The sequence below is a fragment of the Enterobacter sp. UPMP2052 genome (assembly GCF_053709675.1).
Window position 1 is genome coordinate 859,845 of the sequence record NZ_JBSKJR010000001.1, and the last position, 25,265, is coordinate 885,109.

Annotated in this window: 22 protein-coding genes; 6 read left to right on the forward strand and 16 right to left on the reverse strand. The window is 52.9% G+C overall.

The window, feature by feature from the left end; all coding sequences use genetic code 11:
- The first annotated feature begins 75 nt into the window (after nucleotides 1-75).
- Nucleotides 76-708 carry an outer membrane protein OmpW gene (gene ompW, locus ACWKX3_RS03930; RefSeq protein ID WP_006175755.1) on the forward strand — a complete coding sequence of 211 codons (633 nt, stop codon included), beginning with the start codon at nucleotides 76-78 and terminating at the stop codon, nucleotides 706-708.
- 37 nt (nucleotides 709-745) lie between these two features.
- On the opposite strand, the gene ACWKX3_RS03935 is transcribed toward ompW, so the two are convergent.
- From ACWKX3_RS03935 to ACWKX3_RS03965, 7 genes are all read right to left on the reverse strand, one after another.
- The gene (locus tag ACWKX3_RS03935; RefSeq protein WP_237658011.1) at nucleotides 746-979 is read right to left on the reverse strand and encodes a hypothetical protein; all 234 of its coding nucleotides are present in this window, start codon (nucleotides 977-979) and stop codon (nucleotides 746-748) included.
- A gap of 523 nt (nucleotides 980-1,502) precedes the next feature.
- Nucleotides 1,503-1,736: a sulfurtransferase-like selenium metabolism protein YedF gene (gene yedF / locus ACWKX3_RS03940; protein ID WP_006175744.1), complete on the reverse strand. Its 234-nt coding sequence runs from the start codon at nucleotides 1,734-1,736 to the stop codon at nucleotides 1,503-1,505.
- Nucleotides 1,733-2,944, reverse strand: coding sequence for a selenium metabolism membrane protein YedE/FdhT (gene yedE / locus ACWKX3_RS03945; protein WP_454541305.1), 1,212 nt, complete (start codon nucleotides 2,942-2,944; stop codon nucleotides 1,733-1,735). The genes yedF and yedE overlap by 4 nt, the downstream gene beginning before the upstream one ends.
- A gap of 261 nt (nucleotides 2,945-3,205) precedes the next feature.
- Complete coding sequence (locus ACWKX3_RS03950; protein WP_454541306.1) at nucleotides 3,206-3,670, reverse strand: hypothetical protein; 465 nt, start codon at nucleotides 3,668-3,670, stop codon at nucleotides 3,206-3,208.
- Nucleotides 3,671-3,748: 78 nt separating this feature from the next.
- On the reverse strand, nucleotides 3,749-4,924 hold the full coding sequence (locus tag ACWKX3_RS03955) for an MFS transporter (RefSeq protein WP_454541307.1): 1,176 nt from the start codon (nucleotides 4,922-4,924) through the stop codon (nucleotides 3,749-3,751).
- Nucleotides 4,925-5,048: 124 nt separating this feature from the next.
- Complete coding sequence (locus ACWKX3_RS03960; protein WP_454541308.1) at nucleotides 5,049-6,008, reverse strand: GlxA family transcriptional regulator; 960 nt, start codon at nucleotides 6,006-6,008, stop codon at nucleotides 5,049-5,051.
- A gap of 97 nt (nucleotides 6,009-6,105) precedes the next feature.
- Nucleotides 6,106-6,882, reverse strand: coding sequence for an MBL fold metallo-hydrolase (locus ACWKX3_RS03965; protein ID WP_101737581.1), 777 nt, complete (start codon nucleotides 6,880-6,882; stop codon nucleotides 6,106-6,108).
- Between the two features lie 343 nt (nucleotides 6,883-7,225).
- On the opposite strand from ACWKX3_RS03965, the gene ACWKX3_RS03970 reads away from it, so the two are divergent.
- The 4 genes from ACWKX3_RS03970 to ACWKX3_RS03985 all read left to right on the forward strand — a co-directional run bounded on the left by ACWKX3_RS03970 (nucleotide 7,226) and on the right by ACWKX3_RS03985 (nucleotide 11,352).
- Nucleotides 7,226-8,002, forward strand: a complete 777-nt coding sequence (locus ACWKX3_RS03970; protein ID WP_101737582.1) for an alpha/beta fold hydrolase — start codon at nucleotides 7,226-7,228, stop codon at nucleotides 8,000-8,002.
- Between the two features lie 190 nt (nucleotides 8,003-8,192).
- Nucleotides 8,193-8,765 carry a site-specific integrase gene (locus ACWKX3_RS03975; protein ID WP_454541681.1) on the forward strand — a complete coding sequence of 191 codons (573 nt, stop codon included), beginning with the start codon at nucleotides 8,193-8,195 and terminating at the stop codon, nucleotides 8,763-8,765.
- A 285-nt stretch (nucleotides 8,766-9,050) separates the two neighbouring features.
- The gene (locus tag ACWKX3_RS03980) at nucleotides 9,051-10,016 is read left to right on the forward strand and encodes an NAD-dependent epimerase/dehydratase family protein (protein WP_454541309.1); all 966 of its coding nucleotides are present in this window, start codon (nucleotides 9,051-9,053) and stop codon (nucleotides 10,014-10,016) included.
- Nucleotides 10,017-10,155: 139 nt separating this feature from the next.
- Nucleotides 10,156-11,352 (forward strand): MFS transporter, encoded by a 1,197-nt coding sequence (locus ACWKX3_RS03985; RefSeq protein ID WP_454541310.1) that lies wholly within the window; start codon nucleotides 10,156-10,158, stop codon nucleotides 11,350-11,352.
- Between the two features lie 16 nt (nucleotides 11,353-11,368).
- On the opposite strand, the gene ACWKX3_RS03990 is transcribed toward ACWKX3_RS03985, so the two are convergent.
- From ACWKX3_RS03990 to ecpR, 8 genes are all read right to left on the reverse strand, one after another.
- Entirely contained in the window at nucleotides 11,369-12,265 is an 897-nt protein-coding gene (locus tag ACWKX3_RS03990) for a LysR family transcriptional regulator (protein WP_058608821.1), read from the reverse strand.
- 145 nt (nucleotides 12,266-12,410) lie between these two features.
- Entirely contained in the window at nucleotides 12,411-12,881 is a 471-nt protein-coding gene (locus ACWKX3_RS03995) for an NUDIX hydrolase (RefSeq protein ID WP_454541311.1), read from the reverse strand.
- A 328-nt stretch (nucleotides 12,882-13,209) separates the two neighbouring features.
- Nucleotides 13,210-13,920 carry a fimbrial biogenesis chaperone gene (locus tag ACWKX3_RS04000; RefSeq protein ID WP_101737592.1) on the reverse strand — a complete coding sequence of 237 codons (711 nt, stop codon included), beginning with the start codon at nucleotides 13,918-13,920 and terminating at the stop codon, nucleotides 13,210-13,212.
- Nucleotides 13,889-15,532: a fimbrial adhesin EcpD gene (gene ecpD / locus ACWKX3_RS04005; protein ID WP_454541312.1), complete on the reverse strand. Its 1,644-nt coding sequence runs from the start codon at nucleotides 15,530-15,532 to the stop codon at nucleotides 13,889-13,891. Before ecpD ends, ACWKX3_RS04000 begins: the two co-directional genes overlap by 32 nt.
- Nucleotides 15,522-18,047 carry a CS1-pili formation C-terminal domain-containing protein gene (locus ACWKX3_RS04010; RefSeq protein ID WP_454541313.1) on the reverse strand — a complete coding sequence of 842 codons (2,526 nt, stop codon included), beginning with the start codon at nucleotides 18,045-18,047 and terminating at the stop codon, nucleotides 15,522-15,524. Before ACWKX3_RS04010 ends, ecpD begins: the two co-directional genes overlap by 11 nt.
- Nucleotides 18,048-18,072: 25 nt before the next feature.
- Nucleotides 18,073-18,741 carry an EcpB family pilus assembly chaperone gene (locus tag ACWKX3_RS04015; protein WP_058608656.1) on the reverse strand — a complete coding sequence of 223 codons (669 nt, stop codon included), beginning with the start codon at nucleotides 18,739-18,741 and terminating at the stop codon, nucleotides 18,073-18,075.
- A gap of 57 nt (nucleotides 18,742-18,798) precedes the next feature.
- Entirely contained in the window at nucleotides 18,799-19,386 is a 588-nt protein-coding gene (ecpA, locus tag ACWKX3_RS04020) for a common pilus major fimbrillin subunit EcpA (protein ID WP_006175714.1), read from the reverse strand.
- 73 nt (nucleotides 19,387-19,459) lie between these two features.
- Nucleotides 19,460-19,999 carry an ECP biosynthesis operon DNA-binding transcriptional regulator EcpR gene (ecpR, locus tag ACWKX3_RS04025; RefSeq protein ID WP_006175711.1) on the reverse strand — a complete coding sequence of 180 codons (540 nt, stop codon included), beginning with the start codon at nucleotides 19,997-19,999 and terminating at the stop codon, nucleotides 19,460-19,462.
- Nucleotides 20,000-20,925: 926 nt separating this feature from the next.
- On the opposite strand from ecpR, the gene ACWKX3_RS04030 reads away from it, so the two are divergent.
- Complete coding sequence (locus tag ACWKX3_RS04030; protein WP_058608657.1) at nucleotides 20,926-21,687, forward strand: OBAP family protein; 762 nt, start codon at nucleotides 20,926-20,928, stop codon at nucleotides 21,685-21,687.
- Nucleotides 21,688-21,789: 102 nt separating this feature from the next.
- On the opposite strand, the gene ACWKX3_RS04035 is transcribed toward ACWKX3_RS04030, so the two are convergent.
- The gene (locus tag ACWKX3_RS04035) at nucleotides 21,790-25,098 is read right to left on the reverse strand and encodes an autotransporter outer membrane beta-barrel domain-containing protein (RefSeq protein ID WP_454541314.1); all 3,309 of its coding nucleotides are present in this window, start codon (nucleotides 25,096-25,098) and stop codon (nucleotides 21,790-21,792) included.
- Between the last annotated feature and the right edge of the window lie 167 nt (nucleotides 25,099-25,265).

Below are 25,265 nucleotides of genomic sequence, written 5' to 3' on the forward strand. Positions count from 1 at the left end.
TCTGTGTTAGATCACTTATTACTCATTTGTGAGTATATTCACCACCGCTATGAAAACCACATCGATGGAGCGGATATGAAAAAATTAGCGGTGGCAGCCCTTATCTTAAGCAGTCTCTCTGGCGGCGCGTACGCGCACGAAGCAGGCGAATTCTTTATACGAGCCGGTTCAGCAACGGTCCGTCCAACCGAAGGATCGGATAACGTTCTGGGTCTGGGAGGCTTTAACGTTAGCAACAATACCCAACTGGGCTTAACGTTCACCTATATGGCAACGGATAACATTGGCGTTGAATTACTGGCGGCCACGCCTTTCCGCCATCGCGTGGGGACGGGGCCAACCGGGGATATCGCTACGGTGCACCATTTGCCGCCTACGCTGATGGCGCAGTGGTATTTTGGTGACTCAAGCAGCAAGGTGCGCCCGTATATCGGGGCAGGCGTGAATTACACCACTTTCTTTGATGAGAAATTTAACGATACCGGGAAAGCGGCAGGCCTTTCCGATCTCAGCCTGAAGGATTCCTGGGGCGTGGCGGGGCAGGTGGGTCTCGATTATCTGATTAACCGCGACTGGCTGATTAACGCCTCAGTCTGGTATATGGATATCGATACCGATGTTCGTTTCAAGGCCGGGGGTGAACAGCAGAGCATCAGCACTCGCCTCGACCCATGGGTATTTATGTTCTCGGCGGGCTATCGATTCTGACGGACGCGTTCAGCTGGCCGCGGCGCGGCCAGCCTCTTCAGAATGAGGGATAGACGGGCCGTTCATCCAGCTTAGCGCAGCGTTTAAGGCGCGTTTCGCCGTCATATAAATAGCTGAATGCATCGCTGGAGATGGAATGGAACAGAATATCACCGTTCGCAAACGGAATAATTTCGGTATCGCCGGAGCGCTTGTGACCAGCGCCGGTTTCAAAATTTCCCTGCCACTTTTCCTGGGTATGGCCATAGGCGTGAAGGATAACCTCAACCAACCCCCGGTCCGGGCAATTGAGCCGTAAAAGCGTAGAGGAGAAATTGAGAGACGAAGCGTGACATGACACAAATAAAGAAATAAACAAAAGCGATCTTAAAAACATTAATCCATTAAAGCCTTACTCAAACCAGACTTAAGATTTTACTTAAGTCAAGCCACTTAACTTTGCCATGGATCAACATGACTTAGTTTTCAAGGGAATAGCGAATGCTATTGGCGGCTGGCTGGTAAAAAAGGACGATATATCCCTGTTGATCTAATAATTCATGTAGTCTGGTTACTCCACATAACTGGCTGGAGGGGATATCCCCGACATAAAATTTGAATGTCCGGTTTGTGCGGGTACCCGCTTTTATTTTACCAGGTTTAACCCGGCAGCAAACCAACCCCACGGTGCAGTCTGTTCCGTTTGCGCGACACGACTCACCACACATTCATGCCTACCAAAGCTTAAACGACGGCGATGGCCTAAGCCCGTCACCTGAATAAAGGCCTCGCTGAGGCCTTTTTAGACAGTGGTATTATTTCTGAATTAAATAACGAATAGTCGGACCATCCTGCTGAATATCCAGAACGGTATACCCGTGGTTTTTGGCATCCAGAGGGATATTATTGATCGACTGAGGGCAATCGCTTACCACTTCCAGTATCTCACCTTTTTTAAGTTGTGGCAGCGCTTCAAGCGTGGCGACGGCCGGATATGGGCAAGGCTCGCCGACCATATCGAGACGATAGTCAGGCACGATATCTTTCATGCGATATTCTCCTGTCTTTCAGTGCTGACAGGGCTGCGGCGGAAGAAGCGTTTTTCCTGCGCCACGACGAGTAAAAATGCGATTAACAGCAGGGCGTAGGTCACTAACAGGCCGCCGAGCGGGCCAAACGTCGCGAGCAGATTAACCTTATCCCAGTTGGTCGCCAGCACCGGGGAGAGATCATCCCAGAAATACGCCAGAATCGTTGAGCCAATCACGTTACCCAGACCGACCCACCAGTAATGCACCTGACCTTCCACGGCCCGGTACATCCAGCCCGTTTCGCAGCCGCCGGCCAGCACAATACCAAAACCAAACAGCAGGCCGCCAATCACGGCGTTTGGACCTGCCCACATGATTTTTGGCTCAACGCCAAGCTGCACATAGCTGAAGATACCAATGGCGCTCACCGCCATCCCGGCAATAATCGCTTTTGCCATCATCGTGCGCCCGGTGATCCACATATCGCGAAACGCGCTGGTAAAGCAGATCTGAGCGCGTTCAATCAGCAGCCCAAAGCCGACGCCGAAAAGCATAGCCAGCCCCAGTTTCGGCTGGTTTAACGCGGTGCAAAGTGCCCACGCAACCATCGCGAAAAAGATCAACATCCCAAGGCGGAAGCGACGACGGGCCTGTGCGGGCTTTTGGGTCAGCGGCGATGCCGCGCCCACTTTGACCATCTTCACGGGAATGCGAAACAGCGGGAGCAGGGTGAATTTAGCGCCAAAGTACGAGCCAATGGCCGTCGCCACGGCAAAGAACCAGGCGTGCAGAGAAAACTGAGGAATACCGGTAAAGAAAGCGGCAAGGTTACAGCCCATTGCCAGTCGTGCACCAAACCCGGCAATGATCCCGCCAACAACGGCCTGCATAATACGAATGCGGCTTTTTGGCATGCGGATCTTAACGTTGTTTGCCCACAGCGCTGCCGCAAAGCAGCCGCCGAACATACCGATAATCATCATCCCGTCGATGCGGGTCAGCGGCGTGCCGTCCAGATGAATCAGTTTGAAGTAGCCCCACTCTTCGGCATGCACCCCGGCCAGCTGTAACAGCTGTCCACCCCAGCGGGTAAACTCGCCGGTGACTGCCCAGAAGGTGCCGGTAATGCCAAAATAGTAAGTCGAAAGGATACCGGCTGCGATAACTGCCGGAACGGGTGACCAGAACTTAACCAGGTAAGTCTGCTTGAATTGCTGCCATGTCATGAAGTTGCCTCTGAACTCAGAAGGTGTATGTGAAAACAACGGCCCGGAATATATACCTTTTTTCCTTTCTCCAAAACCTCTGCAAAACGTTCCTCAACTATTCTTCGCTTTTTTATGACCTTCATCATTAATCCGCGCTGGTGATGTCCTGGTCTGCTCTGTGCCATAAGCAGACTTTATTATCCAAAAGGGGGCTAGATTTCAGCCCGGATTACTTCAGTTATTTTCTGGCAGACAGCAGTCTGAATTTCCAGCGTCCTTCTATGTCCAGTAAAGCCGTACCGGCCTGAGAAATCCGCCCCAGCGTAGTGCTACCGGGAGCCACTTATCCTCACCGAAAACGGCAATGGCGGCAGATGCGGCAAAAATCATCGGGACGCTTGATATCAGCCCCTTTGCGAAAAAGGTGAAGTGAATGGTGCAGATCACCGTTGTTATGACGAAAACCTGTAACGTTGCGGCAACGAGCCCGGCAAGGCCTGCCCTATGGAGCACGGCAGTTGCGGTGTTATACAGGCAGCCCCACGCCACACCCGCAAGCGCGCTTGAGATATAGTGCCAGTAGCCGCTGCGCGGCGCGCCCATGGTGAAATAAACCGGCATAGCCATAAACGAGGCCGCCATAACGCCGCTGCCATACAGCGGGCTGAGCATATAGCCTGCCACGTAAAGGGCGCAGGCAGCTGAAATCCAGATGCTCCAGTTAAAGGCGTAGCGTAAAGACATTCTATCTCCCGGCGGGCACAAAGCCGCCTTACTAATTGGGTATATACAGGAATAACCAGCGCGACCGGTAACGCCGCTTTACCGTCTCTTTGCAGTCAGGGTTTTCATCAGGACAAGCAGCGCGGCACAGGCGACTATCCACGGCATGAGCATCAGGTTCATACGCTCCCATCCGGCGGTGCACAGGAGACGACCTGCCGCAAGCGAACAGAGCAGAACACAGACCGCCACGCTCATGTCGTTAAACGCCTGACCAAACCCCTTTTCAGGCTCGCTTATCGCCGTGGACAGCAGGGTCGTGCCGCCGATGTAGAGAAAATTCCAGCCGATACCGACCGCGATAAGTGCAGCATTGAACGTGCTATAGCCCTGCCCGGAGACGGAAAGCACGGCGTACAGCAGCAGAAACCCCGCGCCGGCCAGCATGACGTTCAGCACGCCATACCGCGCTATCAACCTGCCGGTAATAAAGGACGGCAGAAACATACCCAGCACGTGCAACTGGATCACCGTGGTGCTCTGCAGCAGCGTATAACCATGGTGCTGCATGGCGAGCGGCGTGGCTGTCATTGCCAGCACCATGATGCCGAAGCCGGTGGCGGCAGAGAACAGCGCGGTCAGGTAAGCCGGCCGCGCTATAATCTGGTACCAGGCCTGGCGGACCTTTTTATCCCGTGCCCTGTGCGTACCGGGGGGAAAGGTCAGGCCTGTCATCAGAAGCAGTCCCGCGAGTGCCACCATGCCCAGCAGGAAAAAAGAACCCATGAACGGTACCGTAAACAGCGCGCTTCCGGCCCGCGCAAGCCAGGGTCCCGCCACGCCCGCGACAACGCCGCCGGCCAGCACCAGTGAAATGGCCGCTGAACCGGCGCTGCTGCCGGCCACTTCCACGGCGGCGAAGCGGTAATACTGCGCAAAGGCCTGATAAATTCCGATGAGAAACGTGGCCGCACAGAGCAGCATAAAGGAGTGCAGGTACAGGCCGGCTGTTGCCGACATGCCGGCAACAACCCCCGCCGCCGTTCCCGTAAGAAACCCGGCCCGGCGTCCGGCGCGACTCATCCACAGCGAGGCCGGAAAAATTGTCAGAAGCGTTCCCAGCCCCGCCGCCGCAATTGGCAGCGTGGCCAGCTCCGGCGAGGGAGCGAGCATCTGTCCGGCAAGACCGCCGACCGCCATCATCATGATCGAAACGGTCTGAAAAAGCGCCTGAGAGCCTGACAGGATATACACCTGCACTGGCATACGTTTCATGTGTGTGTCCTGAATTTTGCGCGCAGCAGCCCCGGCCTGGTTCAGCGAAGCAGGCTGATGCGAAAGTAATAAAGCGATAATGAGCCGGAAGCGGTGCGCAGCAGTACCGGCTGCCGGCCCGGATCTATATCAGACCGGGGCCACGGAAGGTCCGGCGCCACTCGCTGGGGCTGACGTTAAAGCGGGCCTTGAAGCTCTGCCGGAACGAGACCGGTGACTGATATCCCGCCAGCGACGACACGGTTTCAATGCTGTGATCGGTGGTTTCCAGCAGCTCCTGGCTGCGCTGCAGGCGCTGGGCGCTGAGCCAGTCCCCCACGGTCATACCTGTTGCCTTTAGGAAGTGTCGTGTCAGCGTGCGCCGGCTCATGCCTGAGAAGCCCGCAATCGAGTCAATATCGTGTCGCTTGTCCAGGTTGCGACGCAGATAGTCGATAAGATCGTTTATCTGTTCATCGCGCGTCGTCTCCGGCACCGCATGTTCAATAAACTGAGCCTGCCCGCCTTCCCGGTACGGGGGAATAACCATCCGTCGGGCTACACGGTTAGCCAGCGCGGTTCCGTAATGTTCCCGCACGATGTTCAGGCAGCAGTCGATACCCGCCGCCGTCCCGGCCGACGTCACCAGGCGATCGTCGCTTGTATAGAGCGCGTTGCTGTCAAGCCGCACCGCCGGAAAACGTGCGGCGAAATCCTGCTCAAACTCCCAGTGCGTGGACGCCCTGCGGTTATTCAGCAGGCCTGCGTAGGCCAGCACGTACGCCCCGAGGCACAGCCCCACGACTTCGGCCCCGCGCTGCCAGGCGCTGCGCAGCGCCTCCAGTAACGCCGCATCAGGGCGCGTTTCAGGATGCTCCCAGAACGGCACAATGATGATATCCGCCACATCGAGCCGCTCCAGCCCGTGCTCCACATTAATTGAGATACCGATGTCGGACGCCACGACGCCGGGCTGTTCGGCGCAGATATCCACGCTGAACAGGCCCGGCTCCGGCATCGCCTTGTCAAAGACCATGGACGGCACGGAAAAGTGAAACGGGCTGAAGCCCGGCGTGGCGATAACGACAACGTGCAGCGTGGACATAATTCTGTACCCTTACTGATGTAAACCGCGATGATTATCCTGCTTTGTTCGGACTGACGGGCGGCAGACCGTAGTCTGCCGCCCTGGCGCTTGTGCGTCAGAAATTCAGCGTCTCGCCGTCTTCCGGCACCAGTACCCGGTCCTGAATACCATTTTCCGCTGCAAAGGCGCGCAGTTCGTCCCGGCTCAGCAGGCAGTGGTTAACGGCCTCCAGGTGCGATGCCACCACCGTGGCCGAAGGCAGCACCTCAAGCGTGCGCAGCGCGTCCTGTTTACCCATGATGATGGCACCAATTCCGTCTACCGTCGCCAGGCCCATGTTAAGCACTACAACGTCAGGCGCGTATTTTTCCAGGCTCTCTGCGTACGGCGGGACCCAGATGGTGTCACCGGCCACGTACAGCGTCTTTTCACCCTCTGCAGAAAAGACCAGGCCGCACGCGTCGCCCAGGCGCTCGGCTACCTCGGGGATGGCGTACGCCTCGTCGCTGCCGTGCTGGCCGTCGGTTTTTGCAACGCTGATGCCCGCAATGACGTTGGTGTCTGCCAGCACGCTGACCGCCGTGAAGCCCTGCGAGCGCAGCAGTGCCGCATCGCTCTCATTCTGCGTATAAATCACCCGGTCCTTCGGGATCAACTGCTGCGCCGCCTCGTCCCAGTGATCCTGATGCGTGTGCGTCACGATGATCACGTCCACCTCCAGCAGCTCTTCAACAGAGACCGGCAGCGAGACCATGGGGTTGCGCAGGTGCGAACGCGCGGTACCGGGAAAACCGGGCCAGGCTTCTTTGTCAGAAAGCATCGGATCGATGAGGAAGCGGACGCCGGCATAGTCGAGCTTCAGCGTGGCGTTACGTATTTGAGTCAGTTGCATTCATTACTCCTTCAGAGAAACCGCAGCCGTGCGGTCTGTGCGTTGAGCAGGCAGTATAAAAAGGCTGCGGGCCGGGCGTGAGCCGCGCCCAGGCCAACATTCGATGGAATAGGGTCAATGATAAATTTCCGGAAAACTTACGCTTCTTGTCGTGCAGGCCGCAGCGCTTATATCCGGCACAGCCGCCAGCAGATACCGTAAGACCTTATTCGTGCGTTCCTCATAACCTACCGGGCACCCTTAACTTGACCCGAAACCATCGAATTATGACTTTCCTGCCTCTCACGGAGTGCGCCGCACACTCTTTATACTTTCATGACGGTTAACAAATGAGGAATGAAGAATGTCTTACGCAACTACAGATGACGGCATTGAGATTTATTTTGACGCAAAGGGCCAGGGCATGCCGGTTGTTTTTGTCGCCGGGTACTTTGGTATCAGTGATATCTGGCAGGCGCAGACTGACGCACTATCTGCAAAATTCCACACGGTTGCGTACGACAGCCGCGGCTACGGGCGCTCGGCCAAACCGCTGCAGCCGGAGGCTTACAGCATTCCCCGCCACGCTGAAGATTTAAAAGCCGTGATTGATGCTGCCGGCATCAAGGGGCCGGTCGTGCTTGTGTCTCACTCCATCGGCTGCAACATCATTTCCACGTTTGCGGTGAAATATCCGCAGCAGGTTGCCGGGCTGGTGTACACCGCCTGCTACGTGGATGGGAAGCAGATGCGTGACGCGGGTATGACGGTCGATATGGTCTGCGAGGCGGTATCAACGCCTTCCGGTGCCGTGGCGTTTTATAAGCCGTTTGGGGTTACTGAAAGCGTGGGCGCAGAGGCTGCTAAATGGCCGGCGCACTCGATGCAGGCCAATGCCGCTGCGTTCCTGAACCATGAAATGGCCGATCAGTATGATGCAATCACCGCGCCTGCGCTGATTCTTCAGGGTGAAAATGACGCGCCTAACCCGCTTCCGTTTGCAGCGGCGCTGCAGCAGGTGCTGGGCGGCGGCGCGGAGCTGAAAATCCTTAAAGGCGTGAACCACTTCCCGCCGCTTGAAGCGCCGGAAGCCGTCACGGCGTTCGTGGAAGAGCATGCAAGGAAGTGTTTTGCTGAATAACCTTTTATAACGTAAAGGTTCACTGAACAGGCCACCTGACAGGGGGGCCTTTTTTATTTAAATATGGCGGCGTTTGCCGCTAAGAGCGGTCGGCCAACGTCCGCTGTTCGCTCATATGGGACAACCATAATCACATCTCCTAACCCAAAGGAGATTGAGCATGACAACATCCCCCTGAAACAAGGGCCGTATTATTGGCCAGAAACGGCCTCTTCAGATCTCTCATATCTGGGGAATCCGTATCAGACTTGAGCTGGAAGGAAAAGTACGCGATTTAGCTCTATTTAACATGGCTCTGGACAGTAAACTTCGGGGCTGTGATCTGGTTAAGCTAAAAGTTTCTGATGTGGCCTATGGGAACTCTGTTTCGGGCAGAGCGACAGTGCTGCAGCAAAAAACGGGAAGCCCCGTTCAGTTTGAACTGACTAAAGGAACAAGAGAGTCTGTAGCAGCGTGGATCAAAATGGCTCATCTACGTAGTAGCGACTATCTGTTCCAGTCCCGCGTCGGTTCTTCACAGCATATCTCAACAAGGCAATATAACCGTATTTTTCATGGATGGATTGATAAGCTGGGTCTCGACGAGGCTCTGTACAGCACGCATTCTATGCGAAGAACCAAGCCATATCTGATCTATAAAAAAACGAAGAATCTTCGAGTGATCCAGCTACTTTTAGGTCACAAGAAACTCGAAAGTACCGTCCGTTATCTCGGTATTGAAGTGGATGATGCCCTAGAGATATCTGAGTCTATTGAAGTTTAATTTATGAGGGCTGCAACAGCAGCCCTGTGTCAAAAGCGGACATTGATCTCTTCCGGTAAAGCTGAATAACAGTTCTGGTATTTATGCTTCTGCAAATCAATTCCTAGTGATTATTGCTATTTCGCCATAAAAGCATTCTGAATTCGATTAAAGTCAAACATGACAGTGCGCACTACAATACCTTTCTTGTTAATACAAGCATTCAGGCTATGCCTTTCTGACTGAGCCATTCCCGGCAGGGGATAGCTTCAGAAGCCGTTGCGGAAATACATTAAGGAGAAAGCTATGTCTCGTATCGTTGTCATTGGTGGCAGTGGCCACGTGGGCTCTTATCTCGTGCCAATGCTGGTTGAACTGGGTCACCAGGTGGTAAACGTCAGCCGGGGCGCAGCAAAGCCTTATCGCCCTCATTACGCATGGTCTCTCATCGAAAACGTTGTTATTGACCGGCTGGAAGAAGAAAAGAAAGGAACCTTTGGTCAACGTATTGCTGAGCTTCAGGCCGATATTGTCATCGACATGATTGCATTTGATCTCGGCAGTACGCAGCAGATTGTTGAAGCGCTTCGCGGCAGGATTGAGCATTATATTTTCTGCAGTTCAATCTGGGTTTACGGTCGTTATGTGTCAGTCCCCTCTCTGGAAACAGATCCTGTCAGCCCGATTGATGCTTACGGACAGGGTAAAGCAGAAAGCGAAGCCTGGCTGATGCGTGAAGCGCGGCTGTCTGGCTTCCCGGCTACTTGTTTCCGTCCGGGACATATTGTCGGCGAAGGATGGGTACCGACCACGCCTCAGGGGAATTCGAATCCTGAAGTGTATTCGCGTATTGCCCGTGGTGAAACGCTGGCACTGCCTAATCTCGGAAGTGAAACGGTACATCATGTTCATGCTGTTGATGTCGCACAGCTTATCATTAAGGCTATTGAAAACCGTTCTGCTTCAGTAGGTGAAATTTTCAATGCGGTATCCGGCCAGGCCATCACGCTCAGGGGTTACGCTGAAGCCGTTTTCCGCTGGTTTGGCAGGGAACCGTCCCTGAAGTTCCAGCCTTTTGACGAGTGGCTTGCCGGGCTTGAACCTGAGTTTGCTGAAAACTCCAGAGGGCATGTGGTGCGAAGTTCTTCACATTCCATTGAGAAAGCCCGCGTCAGGCTGGGTTACCAGCCCCGTTACAGCAGCCTGGAAGCGATCCATGAGTCCGTTCAGGCACTGATAGCCCAGGGGCAGGTAGAGTCACCTTCACGCTGATCACGACGCAGATACGTTTTTAACCTTTGTTCAGGCGGGGCAGATTGAAATCGCTGCTCCGCCGTCATCCTGCTTTTTTTATCTGACTGCAGGCTGTGAGCCTGTGGTAACTGTTCACCATCATCTTTAGAAATTATCTATGAATAAACCGCTTAATGCGGGCGGCTTCAGTGCGCCCGAAATGACGTCTGCCTGGAGTGCAGTCATCAGCATGGCTCTGCTGTGCTTCGTCCTCGTTTCATCAGAATTTATGCCGGTCAGTCTGCTGACCCCAATTGCAAATGATCTGTCGGTCACGGAAGGCCAGGCGGGTCAGGCCATTGCCTTTTCCGGGCTGTTTGCGGTGATTACGAGCCTGTTTGGTAACACATTGCTTGCCCGCTTCGACCGGCGTACAGCAGTGATTTTCTATACCCTTGTGATGGTGATTTCCGGGGTCATCGTCACATCTGCTCACGGCTACGGCATGTTTATGTTCGGGCGTGCGTTGATTGGTATATCTATTGGGGGATTCTGGTCGCTTTCTACGGCCATTCTGGTACGGGTTGTGCGTCCCGTGAGTGTCCCTAAAGCTATCGCCATTCTGCAGGGCGGGACCGCACAGGCGTTCGTGGTGGCGCCACCGCTGGGAAGCTTTCTGGGCAGCCTCATCGGCTGGCGGGGTGCATTCTTTACCGTGGTACCTGCGGGCGTGATCTGCCTGATATGGCAGATGGTCGTCATACCGAAACTGCCGCCGCAACGTGATACCAGCATAAGACAGATAGCATCCCTGTTACGCAGCCGGACATTCGCCCTGGGCATGATTGCCGTGACGCTTGCCTTCATGGGACAGTTCTCGCTGTCCACTTACCTGCGTCCTTTCCTCGAAAGCGTCACTGGACTGGGCATCAACATGATTTCCCTGTTCCTGCTGGGCGTAGGCATCGCAGGTCTGACGGGAACGCTGATCTCAGGTTTTTTTGTCAGGGATAATCTGCTGCCAGCTCTCACCGGTTTACCGGCGGGCCTGGCGATCGTCGCAGGTCTGCTCACGGGGCTGGGACACATACCCGCCGCCACAGGAGCATTGCTTCTGGTATGGGGCATACTTGTGACTCCCATTCCTGTCGTATGGAATACCTGGATGACCCGGATTATTCCGGATGAACTGGAGGCTGGCGGTGCCCTGATGGTCGCCCTGATTCAGTTCGCCATTACAATGGGCGCATTCACTGGCGGCGAATTATTTGATCACCAGGGCAGGGTCAGCACCTTCATGCTCGCCACCGCCCTGCTGGTAGCCTCTGCCATTATTGCCGTCCTGCCCGGGCGTCGCTCACTGACAGGAAAATGAATGCCAGACAGGCCGCCTAACCCGCCGAAGGGATGCGTAAGGCATCAATAATAACTTTCAGTGCCGGCGACATCTGTCGCCGGCTGGGATAATAAAGATGATAGCCCTTGAAAACAGGGCTCCAATCCTCAAGCACTCTCTCCCACTTCCCCTGCTTTATCCCGGGTTCGGCCAGATTATCCGGAACATATGCCAGTCCATACCCACCCTCAACAGACGTGAGCATCGGATAAACACTGCTGTATATCAGCTGACCCTGAACTTTCATGTTCAGTTTCTCATCCCCTTTTTCAAACTCCCATGCGTACAGCTGTCCGGCACCGGAGTGTCTGACATTGATGCAGTTATGACCAGCCAGTTCTGAAGGGTGTGAAGGTTTACCGGCTCTGGCAAAGTAGTCCGGAGATCCAATTACGGCAGGCCGCCAGTCAGCCCCAATCCTGACAGCTATCATATCCTTGACCACATCATCGCCTAACCGAACTCCCGCATCAAAGCGCCCCTCAACAATATCGATAAAGCCGTTTTGCTGAGACAGTTCGACCTGAATATCAGGATAATGTTTAAGGATCGGGGCCAGAGCCGGCCAGATGTACTCATGCAGCATGTGATCTGAAACCGTGAGCCTTACCGTTCCCGCAGGTGTGTCGCGATAACGAAGCAGGTCAGAGATATCTGTTTCTATGGCGTTGAGGCGCGGTTCAAGCGCGGCCATAAGTTTTTCACCGATATCGGTGGGTGCCACTTTGCGCGTTGTACGCATCAGTAGCCGCATACCGAGCCTTTCCTCAAGACGTCTGATAATGTGAGACAGCGTTGATTGAGAAATATTCAGCCGTGCAGCAGCTCTGGTAAAACTCCGTTCCTGCGCGACAGCAAGGAACGCAAGATAATCATTAAAATCTTCGCGCATGAACGTTTTCCGTATAATGAACAAACCTTTCAGCTTTAGCTTTTTCCTGAATGATTTTACAGTCATCCTCTTTGAAAGTCCGTTGTTCGCTCAAAGCAGACGTTTAGCCCAGTTAGCTTGTCCGCTGCGTACCAGGAGCGGACTTCTAAGCCTGTTCGGTGAATGAGGTGCTGAGGAAGCCTTCAAGTAGGTTAATTATCAAATCGAGTGGGAAGATGATTTCATTGGTTTGTCTGAGCTCTTCTAAGCTCCACCAGTAGTGATCGCGTATAACTTCTCTTTCATTGTTACTCCAACCTGAACGGTCAATATCTGATTTATCTGCATTTATAATAAAGAAACGTTCTTCAGCAAGAACGGTCTCACCACTGGGCAGCATCATCGGGAAGGTCCTCGAGGCTATTTGTGGCCCCGCAGTGCTTCTTGCCAGGCCTGTTTCTTCAAATAATTCACGTAGCGCTGCCTGCTCAAAAGACTCATTGTGCTCAAGTCCTCCGCCTGGCGTAGCCCAGTATGTTTTTCCCTTTAGAGCATCATCTTTATGGCAGAATCTAAAGAGCAGTACATGATGTTCAGGTGAAAGGACTAACAATCGGGAGGCTGGACGAGTACGCATATATTCCCTCTTCAATAAAATTCACACCCACATTTCGGATTTTCATATAAGCCTGGATACATTACTCACATCTGTGTGTCCTGATTAACCCAGAGATGCACATCAACGCCTTGCATCGTCTCAGTCGTTTACGAATCCAGATAAATTTCTCAATATTCTGCGTATAGCGTGCGGCTCTTAACCAGAGTCTGCAAGCATAGAAATAGTCACCATTACACTCATAGCTTGATGCCAATTCTATATTTATGTCATCTCTTTCCATACTCGGCCTGTGTATGCTCATTAATCAGCACGCCAGTGTCATTCTGATTATTAATTGATATAAGGGTCAGTCCGCTGGTCGGGGCTCCGCCGGGCAGGTATCGCTGATCTTTATAAATTTGTCGTTATAGATCAGATAATGATGACCCGACAGACGCAGCGCCGGCTGACGAACCACATCACCGGGACGCAGATACCACGCGTCGCCCTCATCTTCGGTCGAATCACATCCCGGTTTGATCAGCAATTTAAACCAGGTGTTACCGGTATTGCTCACCGTCCCGGCCACCTTGTCGAAGGTCCATTGAAACTGAACCTTACGCGGGCGAACGACCAGAATGGTATCCATCACCACCACCGGCTCCATGCTGACCTCACCGCCTGTCGGGCTCTGCCTCGTCAGGTTGCGGGTGGGGATCTCGCGAAATGAAACCCGGTAGTAGCGTTCGCGGTTATCTCGGGGGCCATGATAATAAAATTTGAAATACTCGCTTTCTCCGGCCTGTAACGTGAGCTGTCGGGGGGCGAACAACAGTTCGCCATCCACCGGTCGGGAGCGCACTTCACCGCCACCAGGGCGATCGATGGCGCTAACAGCAATGCGGTACAGCCGCGCGCTTTTGTTGTTGTTCACTACCCGTTTGCTGGCGAAATCCATCTCAGCCGGCAGGGAGAAGGTGAGGTTACCGACCGAAATAGCCTGTGTCTGAGAAGCTGCCAGAAGCAAGCCCAGGGCCAGCAGGGCTTTAATTAATGTTACGCCACGTCGCCTGAACATGAATTTCTCCTGAAGCGCTGACTTCGCCAAACCAGCCATTATCGTCCACCGTACGTAGTGAAATGGTGTTATCCATCGGAATCGAAAATTTCACCGTCGTTTTATCCAATTGCCCGACTTCGCCGGAGATATCGGTCCAGGGCGTAGTCAACCAAAGCGCCTCGGACATATCCCGCCAGCTGTCATCACACCCGGCATCGTAGGACTGCTCCGTCCCGTTGCGGGTAATAAATGAGAGCGTGGCCGGAAACGGCACTTTTGCGGTACCGTCATCGGAGCTGAAGAGACAGTAGGAACGCCCGCCAATCATCTGTGACGGTCCGGTCACCTTGATGAGTACTTCATCGGCGGCCGTTTTACCGCTGGTGGTGACAATGTAGCCGAAATCAAGTGCCGGTTCGTCGCTGCCAACAAATCCCTCCCGTGATGGCGACGACGTATATTCGTCGGAGATAATGCTGATGCTAAAATCACGGGGCTTGATAATCAGCGTATTGGAGGTGGAAAACTCGTACCATCCCGACTCCGGCGAGGTGATGTTCTGGAAGCGAAAGTTAAACAGATCCTTGGTGTTAATATCGCTGATCCCGAGATTAACCATCTGCTTAAAAAAGTTGCTTGAAAAGAAAACATAGATCGAATCTGCGCTCTTCATCTCGTTGAAGTTATAGAAATAGGCAGTATTGCTTACTGGCTTCCACGAACTGCCATTCAGGCTGAATTGCATATCGTATATACCGACGGCAGAGGCAAGCGACGAATTGGCAATTGCCGGGAAAATACGGATCGAGGTGTTACTTAACCCGTTTGTCTGCAAGGTATAGCTGACCATTTTGCAGCTTAATCCTGATAAGCTGCCGATGGTTTGCGTCCGGCAGTCGGCATTTCCCTCACCCAGAGTCGGTACACCATCACTGTTGATAAATACCTCCGCCAGGGAATTGGTATTGATCAACCGCAGATTTGCGGCTTTGGTATGGGTGACGTTGCGGACATACCAGTTGCCGGAGGACTGATCCTTACAGCGGGCACCGCTGCTGGCGTCATAGGTCGCAGAGGTCTGGCAGGCATTGATGGTCATCGTAAAGCTGCCGCCGACGGGCATCTGCTGCAGATACTGATAGAACGCGTCGGACATCATGCCATGCATCCACTTTGCGCCCCCGCTGGCCACTGTTGCGCCATAAAATCCGCTGGCATCGGTGGTTTGCGGCAGGATTAGGCTGGTAGCCATATCGCAACCGGCGTACCAGTTGATGCATCGAAGGCCGGTCAAGGGGTGCGACACCGGCGAATTTTCAAGCCACATATCAAACTTCCAGTTGGCGTTAAGCACGGTGTTGTAGCCGTTATCGATATAGCCGAGGCTCTGCTGATAAATGGTGCCTGAGCCTGTGTATTTCAAACCGGTCCAGCGGTTGGCACCGGTCAGGCGTGGGTCCAGTACCCCGCCCGGTGTGACGAAAAAGTTATCGTCGGAGTTGTTTTCAACGAACACAAACTCACGCGCCGGTGCATCCGGCCACGTGGTTTTGGTCACGGCGGCCCTGAGCACAGTCACTGGCCAGAGTAGCGCGAGGATCGCCAGCGCTATCAGTGGGTTAACTTTCATTCTTATCTCCTGTCTGTTGTACTGCCGCCCATGATGAGAGGCCGCTACAGACCACATCCCCAACCCAGACGGCACCACGCGCGTTGCTGAGATCCAGCGCTACTTCGCAGGTCTTATTGCCGCCATAGCTAAAATCGATAGTGGGATAACCCTTGTCCACGTCCATGACAAATTCGCCGCTTTCATCGGTTCGGGTCCGGCCGATATGGTTGTTAATTCGTGCATTAGCCATCACCGTGCCGTCTTCCGCGCGGATACGACCTGAGACGGTAACCATTTGTTTCACCTCTGGTTCAATCACTGCGACGTTGCCGGGATAGAGCGTCAGATGACTCTTGCGTCCGCTGACGATGTCGTAGCTGTCGAGCGAATTTTTACTGTTCTGCAGTTCCACCTCATACCTGCCATAGGGAGAGAGGGGCAGATAGTTACGCTTGCCGCTCAGTGGGAAAATTCGCCCGTTTACTTTGGCGCTTATCTGCCCGTCATCATCCAGTCCGGTGTTGAATATCACACCGGCGTTGCCGTCGGTGCGTCCGCTGGCGGCGAGGTTTTTGCCCTGCCAGCCGACACTGCCGCTGGCAGTCAGGTTGGTATTAACGTAGCCGTCCGCTGCGCTATTGACATTCAACGTGCCACTGGCGTAGCGGGCATCAAACTGGGCATAGGCTCCACCGCTGAGTGTCTTGTCATCCCCGGTATCCCCGGAGATGGCCCGCGACAGATTGGTGCCGATGGTGCGAATTGTTCCTTCATCAAACTGTTTACGCGCCGACAGGTTAGCCATGGTGTAGCCGTTCTGATGGGTCATCCCGGCACTGAACCAGTTCCCTAAAGGCAGCGACAGGTCGAGGGCAATATATTTCCCTGTATTGGCGCTGCTGTTGCCATTGTTAAAGCGCTGGATCCCCGCCCGCAGGCCAAGAGAGCCAAAGGTGCCACTGTAAACCGTCTGATAATAATCCGCCGTGTAGTAATGGCTGTTGTAGCGCCGGTCATCGTTGTAGCTGATGCTAAAGGTGCCCAGCTTCGACCATAATGCGTTGAGGTTTAAGGTTCCACCGATGGCCCGGTTGTCAGCATCGCTGCGCCGTAATTGATCGCCAATGCGTGTTTTCTCCTGGTTGACCCAAAGCGAACTGAAGCCCCCAGGCAACGTGGCGCTGATACTACCGACGCCACTCCATGAGCTATCGCTGGCCAGCATACTTTGCAGATTAACGTTGACCGACTCACCCAGTGGCAGTGTCAGACGGGTTTCGCCCACCGCCTGATTGTCATAGCCGTATCCGGTTGCAGCCCAACTCAACGTGTCGAGCGAGCCGGACGCCGAGAGGCCGGCCAGCCAGCTCTCTTTTGCCGGTCGCGTCTTTTTCCCGTTTTCTGACCAGCGATCCATATGAAAGCTGCCGCCCCATACCTGCCACGCCAGTGGCGCACCCACGCCGCGTCCCCGGCTGAACAACTTATTGACTCGCTGAGTGCGTTTACTGACCACGCGACCGTTGACGATCACTTCCACTTCCACATCATAAATACCGTACGGTAGTCCGCGGGTATCCACTTCATAGCTACCCATAGCGAAGTTCTGAACGCTCAGCAGTCGCCCGTCACGGATAAGATGCACTTCTCCCGCTGCGGGTAAAAAAGCGATCACTGGCGTAGTCGACTGACTACTGTCGAAAATGGTGGAGCTGGCCTGATTTCCCCAGGAAAGACCGTAAATCTTCCCGGCCGAAATGGCGGTCATTGGTCCCAGCGACTGCAGGTTCCAGGTATCAAGCATCCCGCCCGCAAAACGGTGGCCGGCGAAATCGCGTTCATACATTGCCTTATATAATTCGCTGTCTTGTTGACCGCTGCCGATACCGTACAGCGAGCCATCCAGCGCCACATGGTGCTCCCGAAGGGCGGTGACGTTGTTCAGCGACAGGTAACTGGAGGTATTGCTTCCTCCATCACGCATCTGGTTGTTATAGACGCCGAGGTTATAGGTCAGGTTGCTGCTAACGGCGTTGACGCTGGACTGGCCAATATCATCGCTGCGCGCGCGCAGCACAGTACCCAGCGCCTCGCGTTTGACCACCAGCTGCAGCAGCAACTGGCGCAGGCTAAGATCCAGTTGTGCATTGTCTGTCAGGGTAATGGTGAGTGCCTCGCTGAACGGGACGTCGGCGAGGCTGTTCAGCTGCTGCCGGGTCTTCTCGCTCACGCTGGCGTTATCTTCTCTCTCTTCCAGCTGGATCTGCCTTATACGCAGTTGGTTACCATCCAGCCAGATAAAGGCACTGCCGATCCGCTGGTCGTCCCGCGTATCCTGGCTGCCGGCGAGATGAATATAGAGCGGGACGCTCATGCCGTCCTGCAACGCCTGACTGAAGGCCTGCGGAATCATCACGCCGCCAATCTGCTGCGCACCGATGCCAGCAGCGCTTGCATCAGGCTGAACGAACAAAAATAGTATGCTGAAGGCAAACCGCGTCTTCAGTTCTTGGGAAATCCGTCGTAGAGGCATCGTCGTTATCCATCTGCACAGCTGTCTATTTCACAGGAACAAACTGCTCACCCTGCCAAAGCGCAACACGTCCTTTTTTATCCGCCGTATCCACACGCGTAAAACGACGTGATTTACCCGGCATCAGGTAGTAATTCTCCTTACACTCCTTACCGTCGGCGGCCTTTATGCAGGGGCCATAGGCAAGGATCCGCAGCGTTGCATTCCCGGAATTAGTAAGCTCGCCGTTGGCGTACTGAAAGCGGTAGTTCACCTGACGGGGTGCCACTACCAGGATGGTGCCGATGCGTGCAGAGGCGGTAGCCACCGCGCTGCGGTTGGCTTTATCCCGCTGGAGGTCACTGAGAGCCTGATCGAACCAGACAATGCGGTAATAGCGCTCTTTGTCATCTGATGGCCCTTTGTAGAAGAAACGAATTACATCGCTGGCCTGGGCGGGCAACAGCAGGCTGGCAGGGGTGAGCAGCACCTCATCGGGTTTGTCCATTGGGATAACCTTCCCGTCATCCAGCGGTGAGGAGAGTCGTTCGAGATGAATATTGATCAGGCGGCCGCTGTCGGTACTATTTTTGATCGTCTTGCTCAGCGTGCTGCTGCCGCTGTTCATAAATGAGGAAATATCGCCGACATCCAGCGCCTGCGCCGGCGCCCCCCCGATGAGCAGCAGCCCGAGTGCCAGAAGGCGTTTTTTCATAACAATTCCGTCCGTGAATAAAAGCAGGGGAGGGCCCCTGCTTGTGCATCAAGTGGTTTAGCTGGTCCAGGTGGCATCAAACTGTACGCTGACGTCGCCGCTCCAGACCCCTTCCGGCAGGGTGCTGAAATCGGTCACTGCGGTAGTACCGTTGGTGGTGCCACTGATGATGGAGAAGGTGAATCCATCCTGCGCGGTGGTACGGCCGCTGGCGTTGTAGCCGTTAGCGAGCGCGCTGAGGTTGCCGCCCAGTACACCGTTTGCGGTATCGATCATTACGGTATCGGCAGCTTTTTCGACTGCCGCACCGTTGTAATCCACGCCCACGCTCAGTGTGGAGCCGGAGGTATCCAACTGTGTTAAGGTATTGGTGATAAGACGCGAGGTCAGCTTAAAGGCGGTAGCCGTTGAGTCACCCTCAATCGCCACGTCAAACAGCCCTTTTTGTGAGTTAAAACCTTTGACGCCTTCGGCATACTGAAACGCCAGGCTGCCGAGGGGGGTCACCACAAGCTTGCTGGTCGTGTCCTTTTTGGCAGTCGCAGACCAGGTCGCTACAGCCTGAGCTGTTACGTCAGCAGCCTGAGCCACACCCATACCGGTAAACGCCGTTACCAGAGCTATTGCCAAGACCTTTTTTTTCATCGCTTTTCATCCTGAGTTAAATTAAGGACATGATGTCCCGGTGAATCATCTTAAAAACGTTATTCGACGGTTATTAAACCAGCTTATATATTTTGGAATACAGTTTTGCCTCAGCGTTACGCCGATGGGTATATACTGTCTTTACGCTACAATTTTCTATTCTTGCGATCGATTTGGGTTGCATGCCCTGGGCTGTTAAACGAATTATTTTCATTTCCCGGTCAGTGATTTTATCTTTTTTAATATCTTTGCGAAGAAACCTGCCATTGATTGCATAGGCCAACTCTTTACGAATGTCACGACACAAAGCAACGTATACAATGCCTCTGATATTGCTATTGTAATACCAGTAATTCGCCAGAGCTTCTGACTTTCTGGCCGCAATCAGTATGACCTGCTTCCCCTTTACCGCAGCCAGCCATTCGCTATCGCGCGTGATAAACTCGGTTAAAGAAGCCGTATTAAGATTGATGAATACAAAATCTCTTTTTATTTTCTCCAGTGACAGGTAGATTAATTCATCGATATCCGCAATCAGTTCGTATAGTCCTTTACAGAAGAAGGAGTCATGGGCAGACCAAATGTATTTATCGGAGCAGTATTTATATTCCATATGGTTTCGCACCTCATAGTCCTTGAAGTTATCATTTTGTTTGTCAGGGCTGTAAAACTACAGGGGTATTGGGTTGCTTGAATTATTCTCCATCAAATGAGGTTCTTTTTTGCCCACCAGAATTGGATGGGCAAATTTAATTTTTGATAATTATTTTGCTTGGAAGTGAATTTAAGTTTTTTCCTAATGAGTGTCAACGCGGGCGTAGAAATGAGATTCTGTGTCTGGGGCAATATTTACACAAAATTAAAATATTGATTTTTTGAGGTGAGGAAAAAGGCATTTATTTTCATATGGTTATTTATAACAAGGCATTAAATTCTTAACAGTGCTTTATATTAACCAGGATCTTCACCTAACTGTGTTAGGAATAGTCTCAGTGACAGGTGTGGGAAACTTGTGAGATAACCTGAAAATAATAATAAAAATAGACAATTAAACCATATAATAAAGAAAATCAGGGTGATTTGCTTGCCCATAAGGTAAATTTGCGGTTTTATATGCCGCACAAAATAGTTATATATATGTTAATAATGCTGGGTAATTGAAACAGAGCAAAGGTTTATAACCATCCACTCGGGAATAGAGGCTCCAATTGTAAGATTTACCGGCTAGTGCCGAATTTTGCCTGCATTTACAGGCGCCCATTTCTATTTCTTACCGAGAAGCTTAGCTGTTTTTTTGCACTTGACCAGCGGCCAGCCAGGTATTGCCTTCGTCTCTTTAAGTACTTTCTTAAGAACACTTTTTGTATGGAGTACGATAACAAGCCTGACGCTGCCGTTCCTGAAGTGGAGAGAGAGGGGCATGGACGTGGTGTGTAAACGGAAGCTATGCCACTTTGCCCGATGGTTTAGTAAAAATTCTCCTGGCGGGTCTGCGCGAATGTACTACTTTCAGTAAAGTGACGATTACAGGGAGGGCCAATGAAACCACTATCGCTTTTATTATTGTCGAGCCTGACTTTAGTGGGGTGCGGCGCGAACAATACCCCTTCAAATACTCCTGTTCCGGGTGTAAAAACCTCCGCCGGCATGAGCACGCTGGAAGCCGGTGCTCAGCTTATCCAGTCCCGTCCGCCCGTTGATGCAATGAGTGCCTATCTTGACGGTTTCCATTTTTATAGCGGTGATAAAAATGGCCAGATGGAAGCCCATCATTATGTAACAGTGTTGAATGATGAGGTGATGCAGGCGGTGATCTACGACGGTAACACCAAAGATGCCCGTTTAATGGGCGTTGAGTACATCATTAGTGAGCGTTTGTTTAACACGCTGCCGCCGGAAGAAAAAAAATTGTGGCATAGCCATCAATATGAAGTGAAATCCGGCAGTCTGATTGCCCCGGGTTTACCTGCAGTGGCAGACAAAGCGTTGATGAGCAAAATTGTGAATACCTACGGGAAGACCTGGCATACCTGGCACACCGACCGCGATAAAACGCTGCCGCTCGGCATTCCGACACTGATGATGGGCTTTACCGGGGAAGGGCAGTTAGACCCCAAACTGCTGGCGGACAGAGATCGGCGCTTTAACGTCAGCACGCAGGCTATCAAACAAGAACGTAAGGATATTGTGGCGCACCCGGTTGCTAAAGGCGCTGATGCCTGGCAGCGTGGTGAGGTGATCCAGCTTAAGCGGGTTGAAGGTTCAGGTGAGCATGGTCACGGAGACACAAGCCATTTCTGATACCATAAAAAAGTGAATGTAACCTGTCGGAATCCCCCGGCAACGCCGGGGGAACGGTGAATTAATTTACGATCAGCCGTATTATTTTCTCATTCTCAGACATCAGAAACGCCAGGTAGCTGAAAGATTACCTGCGATCGCGTTATAGCCAGAACGAAACATTTCGCTTTCAACCCCGATGCCCAATTCGACATCAGTGTTGATTTTATAGCGCATTCCCGCCTTTACACCCAGAGTGTCACGGCCAGCCACCTGATTCCTGGAACTAAACGATGTGCTGCGATAGTTGGCGAAAGAGGCTTGTTGCTCTACATTGCCATCCAGAAGTTCATGATCCCAGGTAAGCTGCAAATCAGCTGCGATAGACGCCCCTGAAGCGAGCGGTACATTCCAGTTACCATTCACCCCGATACTTGATCTCAGAGAATCGAAGGTCTCCGAATCCAGCATCAGCCGGCTGCCGTCATTGCCGCTTTCCTTCACGCCAGGTCGATGTAATGAGGTGTAATTTAATGACGTTACCGGTCCGGCGCTCACATTATCATTCAGCGCCCATCGATAGCCCCCGCCGGCCGTAACAGAGCCTGTCAGTCCGGTCCAGGTGGCATGGTGGTTTGCTCCGTAAGTTTCTACATGAATGTTTCTATCCATCCAGCTGTCTTCAATACCCAATCGGCCTGTGCCGAATAAATACATCCCTTCGGACCTTTCAGCGCCGTAACGGGCATGAATACCCAGATCGAAAGCAGTGGTTTTCCCGGTCGCGGTTTCTGGTGATTTCACCGTCACCGACTGGCCGCTGACCGCACCATGAAAGCCATAAATCCAGTTGTGATTCCGATCGTTTTGTTTTTCAGCACCGAACACCATGCCATAACTGTTGGCGTCGTACCCTACACTGTCCCCCTGGCGCTGTTGCCAGAAGCCGCCGCCAAAGGGGATGGCAAAGCTGCGCCATTCGCCTTCCGCCAGTTGTTTCGACATTACAGCAGGATGAGGCCCGCCAATGATCCGCGCTATCTGTTGTTCACGTTGAAGGGAACTTGCGAACATGGCGCTGTAGGCGCCCGCAGAAAGCTGCGGCAGGGCATGGCTGATACTCCCGCCATCAGCGGCTGAGAAATCCAGAGTACGGTACAGCGGCTGTATATCCGACTTAGCATCTGCCACAATTTTATCCAGCGCTTGCCCTACCTGCCGCGCATTGGCGTCTTGCGCATACCGGCTGTATGCGTTTGAAGCGCGTAGCATGGAGAGCTGCCAGCCATTATTTCCCTGAGGCGTTGTCTGCAGCGTTAGCGTGGGAGAGCGGAGCACGCTGTTCACCGCACTGAACTTGCCGCTGTAAGAGTCTGTTTTTAGCAAATCTCGCGAATTCAGACGCCAGTTTGTCGCGTACCAGTCCGGTTGCGGCGCAAACGTCAGTTGACCGTCAAATTGTGCGTGGCCGTCCACTCGCAAAGTATCATGCCTGCCACGCCCGTCGACTTCCAACACCAGCTGCCCGGTATCCCCCTGTTGATAAGCACCTGAGATAGTGATTTGCCCAAGTGAATTACCCGGCGCAAGGATCCCGTTGTTTACAAAGCGGCCTTCCTCATTAAGGGTGTAGCTGCCGTTGCCGGATAGGGTGGCACCTGGCGCGATAATCATGCTGTAGATCTGAAAATCGCCATTTAGCGAGGTTTTCCCTCCGCGCGCGTCCAGTGCCAGATTATTAATACCTTCAATGTTTCCGCGATAAGCAAAGCGGAAAGCAGAATCAGCAGCTTCCGTCGCCTGCCCATACGCATTGGCCTTCCGACCGAAGGTAAGCTGTGTTAACCGCTGTTGGCCATAGGCGTCCTGCTCGGCGTAGTCCGAATAAATATCGCCTTCCAGCCGGGCACCCGATAATATATTTATATTACCGACCAGCGCATTTGGTGAAATATAAATTGCCGCGCCTTTACCGGCAACCCGCCCGCTGATGTCGGCATTATCCACCAGGGCTCCCTGCAGCTCGGGTAATAATGCATCGTAATATCCGTCCACGATATGGAGCCAGGATCCACGATAGTCAACTTCATTACCCAGCAGGTTATTGCCAAAATCAAAACTAATAGCGACGCCACTGGTGCCCAGTGCCTGAACATCGCCGCGTTGAATAAGGTTGTGCTCTTTACCGTAGGCAAACATCACCCCACGGCCATTTACGCCATCGGCGTATACCCGTATTCCGGGTTCGATGCTCAGGGTGTTATTTTGCCCATCTATACGGATACCCGCGCCGCCAGCCCCTGATGTCAACAGGTCCGCTTGCTGAAAGATATGGTTATTACTGCCATATACATGCAGGCCAACCCCCAGATTAGCGGTATTATATTGCCCAGCCAGATAGCCATCCGCCTGCTGATTACGCTGAAAATATCCATTGCGGTTAACAAGAGTTTGCCCGTTGCCATACAGCGAAAAACCGAAAAAGTTACGTCGGTCAATCTGATATCCCATGTCCTGCAACAACGCCAGTTCCGCTTCCATAAAGGTCGTGTAATTACGGTAGTTCTGATGGCTCATCATGCTGTTCTTCAGCTCGATATGGCTCATGTAATCATCATCGACCCAACCGTCGTCTGCTAACATTTTCACCGGCACGCCAGGCATGGCGCCTGCAAGCACTTCATTTACGTGCTCGCCGGTGAAATAGCCTTTATCGAGCCGGACATCAAAGCCTTGCGGATCCCATCTGTTATTGCATCCATTGCACAATATGACTTGCCCTGGTCGGGCAGGATTGCCACGGTCATCGCGCAGATGGCTGGTCCAGGATCCAAAAGGTCTGTTTTCGAAAGCGGGCGTGAATGTGCCACTTCCGTGCAGATCGGTAACCATATTGGATATTCCCAGGCCATGGGCCAACTCATGAACAGCGACGCTGACCAGATCAACCTTTCCAGTGCGCGGCAATTGCGCAGGCACATAGGGAACATTGTCAAAATCCATTTTGCCCATGATGAACTGGGCGTGGGAGCCGAAGGTCAGCTCTCCGGTATCAATGCCGTTCAACGCTCCCTGCAACCGCGTCAGACTGATAATGCCATTGGTAACTGAATCGCTGGAACCAGCGGCATTCTCGTCATTAAACGTCCCCACATTGATAATGGCGGGCAGTTGCCCTGGTCTGGGGGTAATGACTTCAGCCCAGTAACGCATGGCATCGAGTATTTTTTCTTTTTGTTGCTGGCCAAGATCCCACGTTGATTCAGCCGCGCTCGGCCAGTTCGGCATAAAGGGGCCGTCGCCAACATTAAAGAAACGCACTTCAAATACCGCAATATTTTGTGGGTTATAGACCAGATAGCTTTCTCCTGCATACGAATTATTACTGACAAATAAACCCGTTAGTGCAGCCGTCATAAAAAACCTTTTCATATAAACCATCCTTGTGTAAAAAAGTTATTGTCTACGTCCGTGACTATAAGTTCACACCTGAGCTCAATAAATCATCAACAAATATAATAATTATCGATATGACTTGATAATTTATAATAAAGTTCAAACTTGCCCTGTGATAGCCTCATCTTTCAGCATTTTATAAA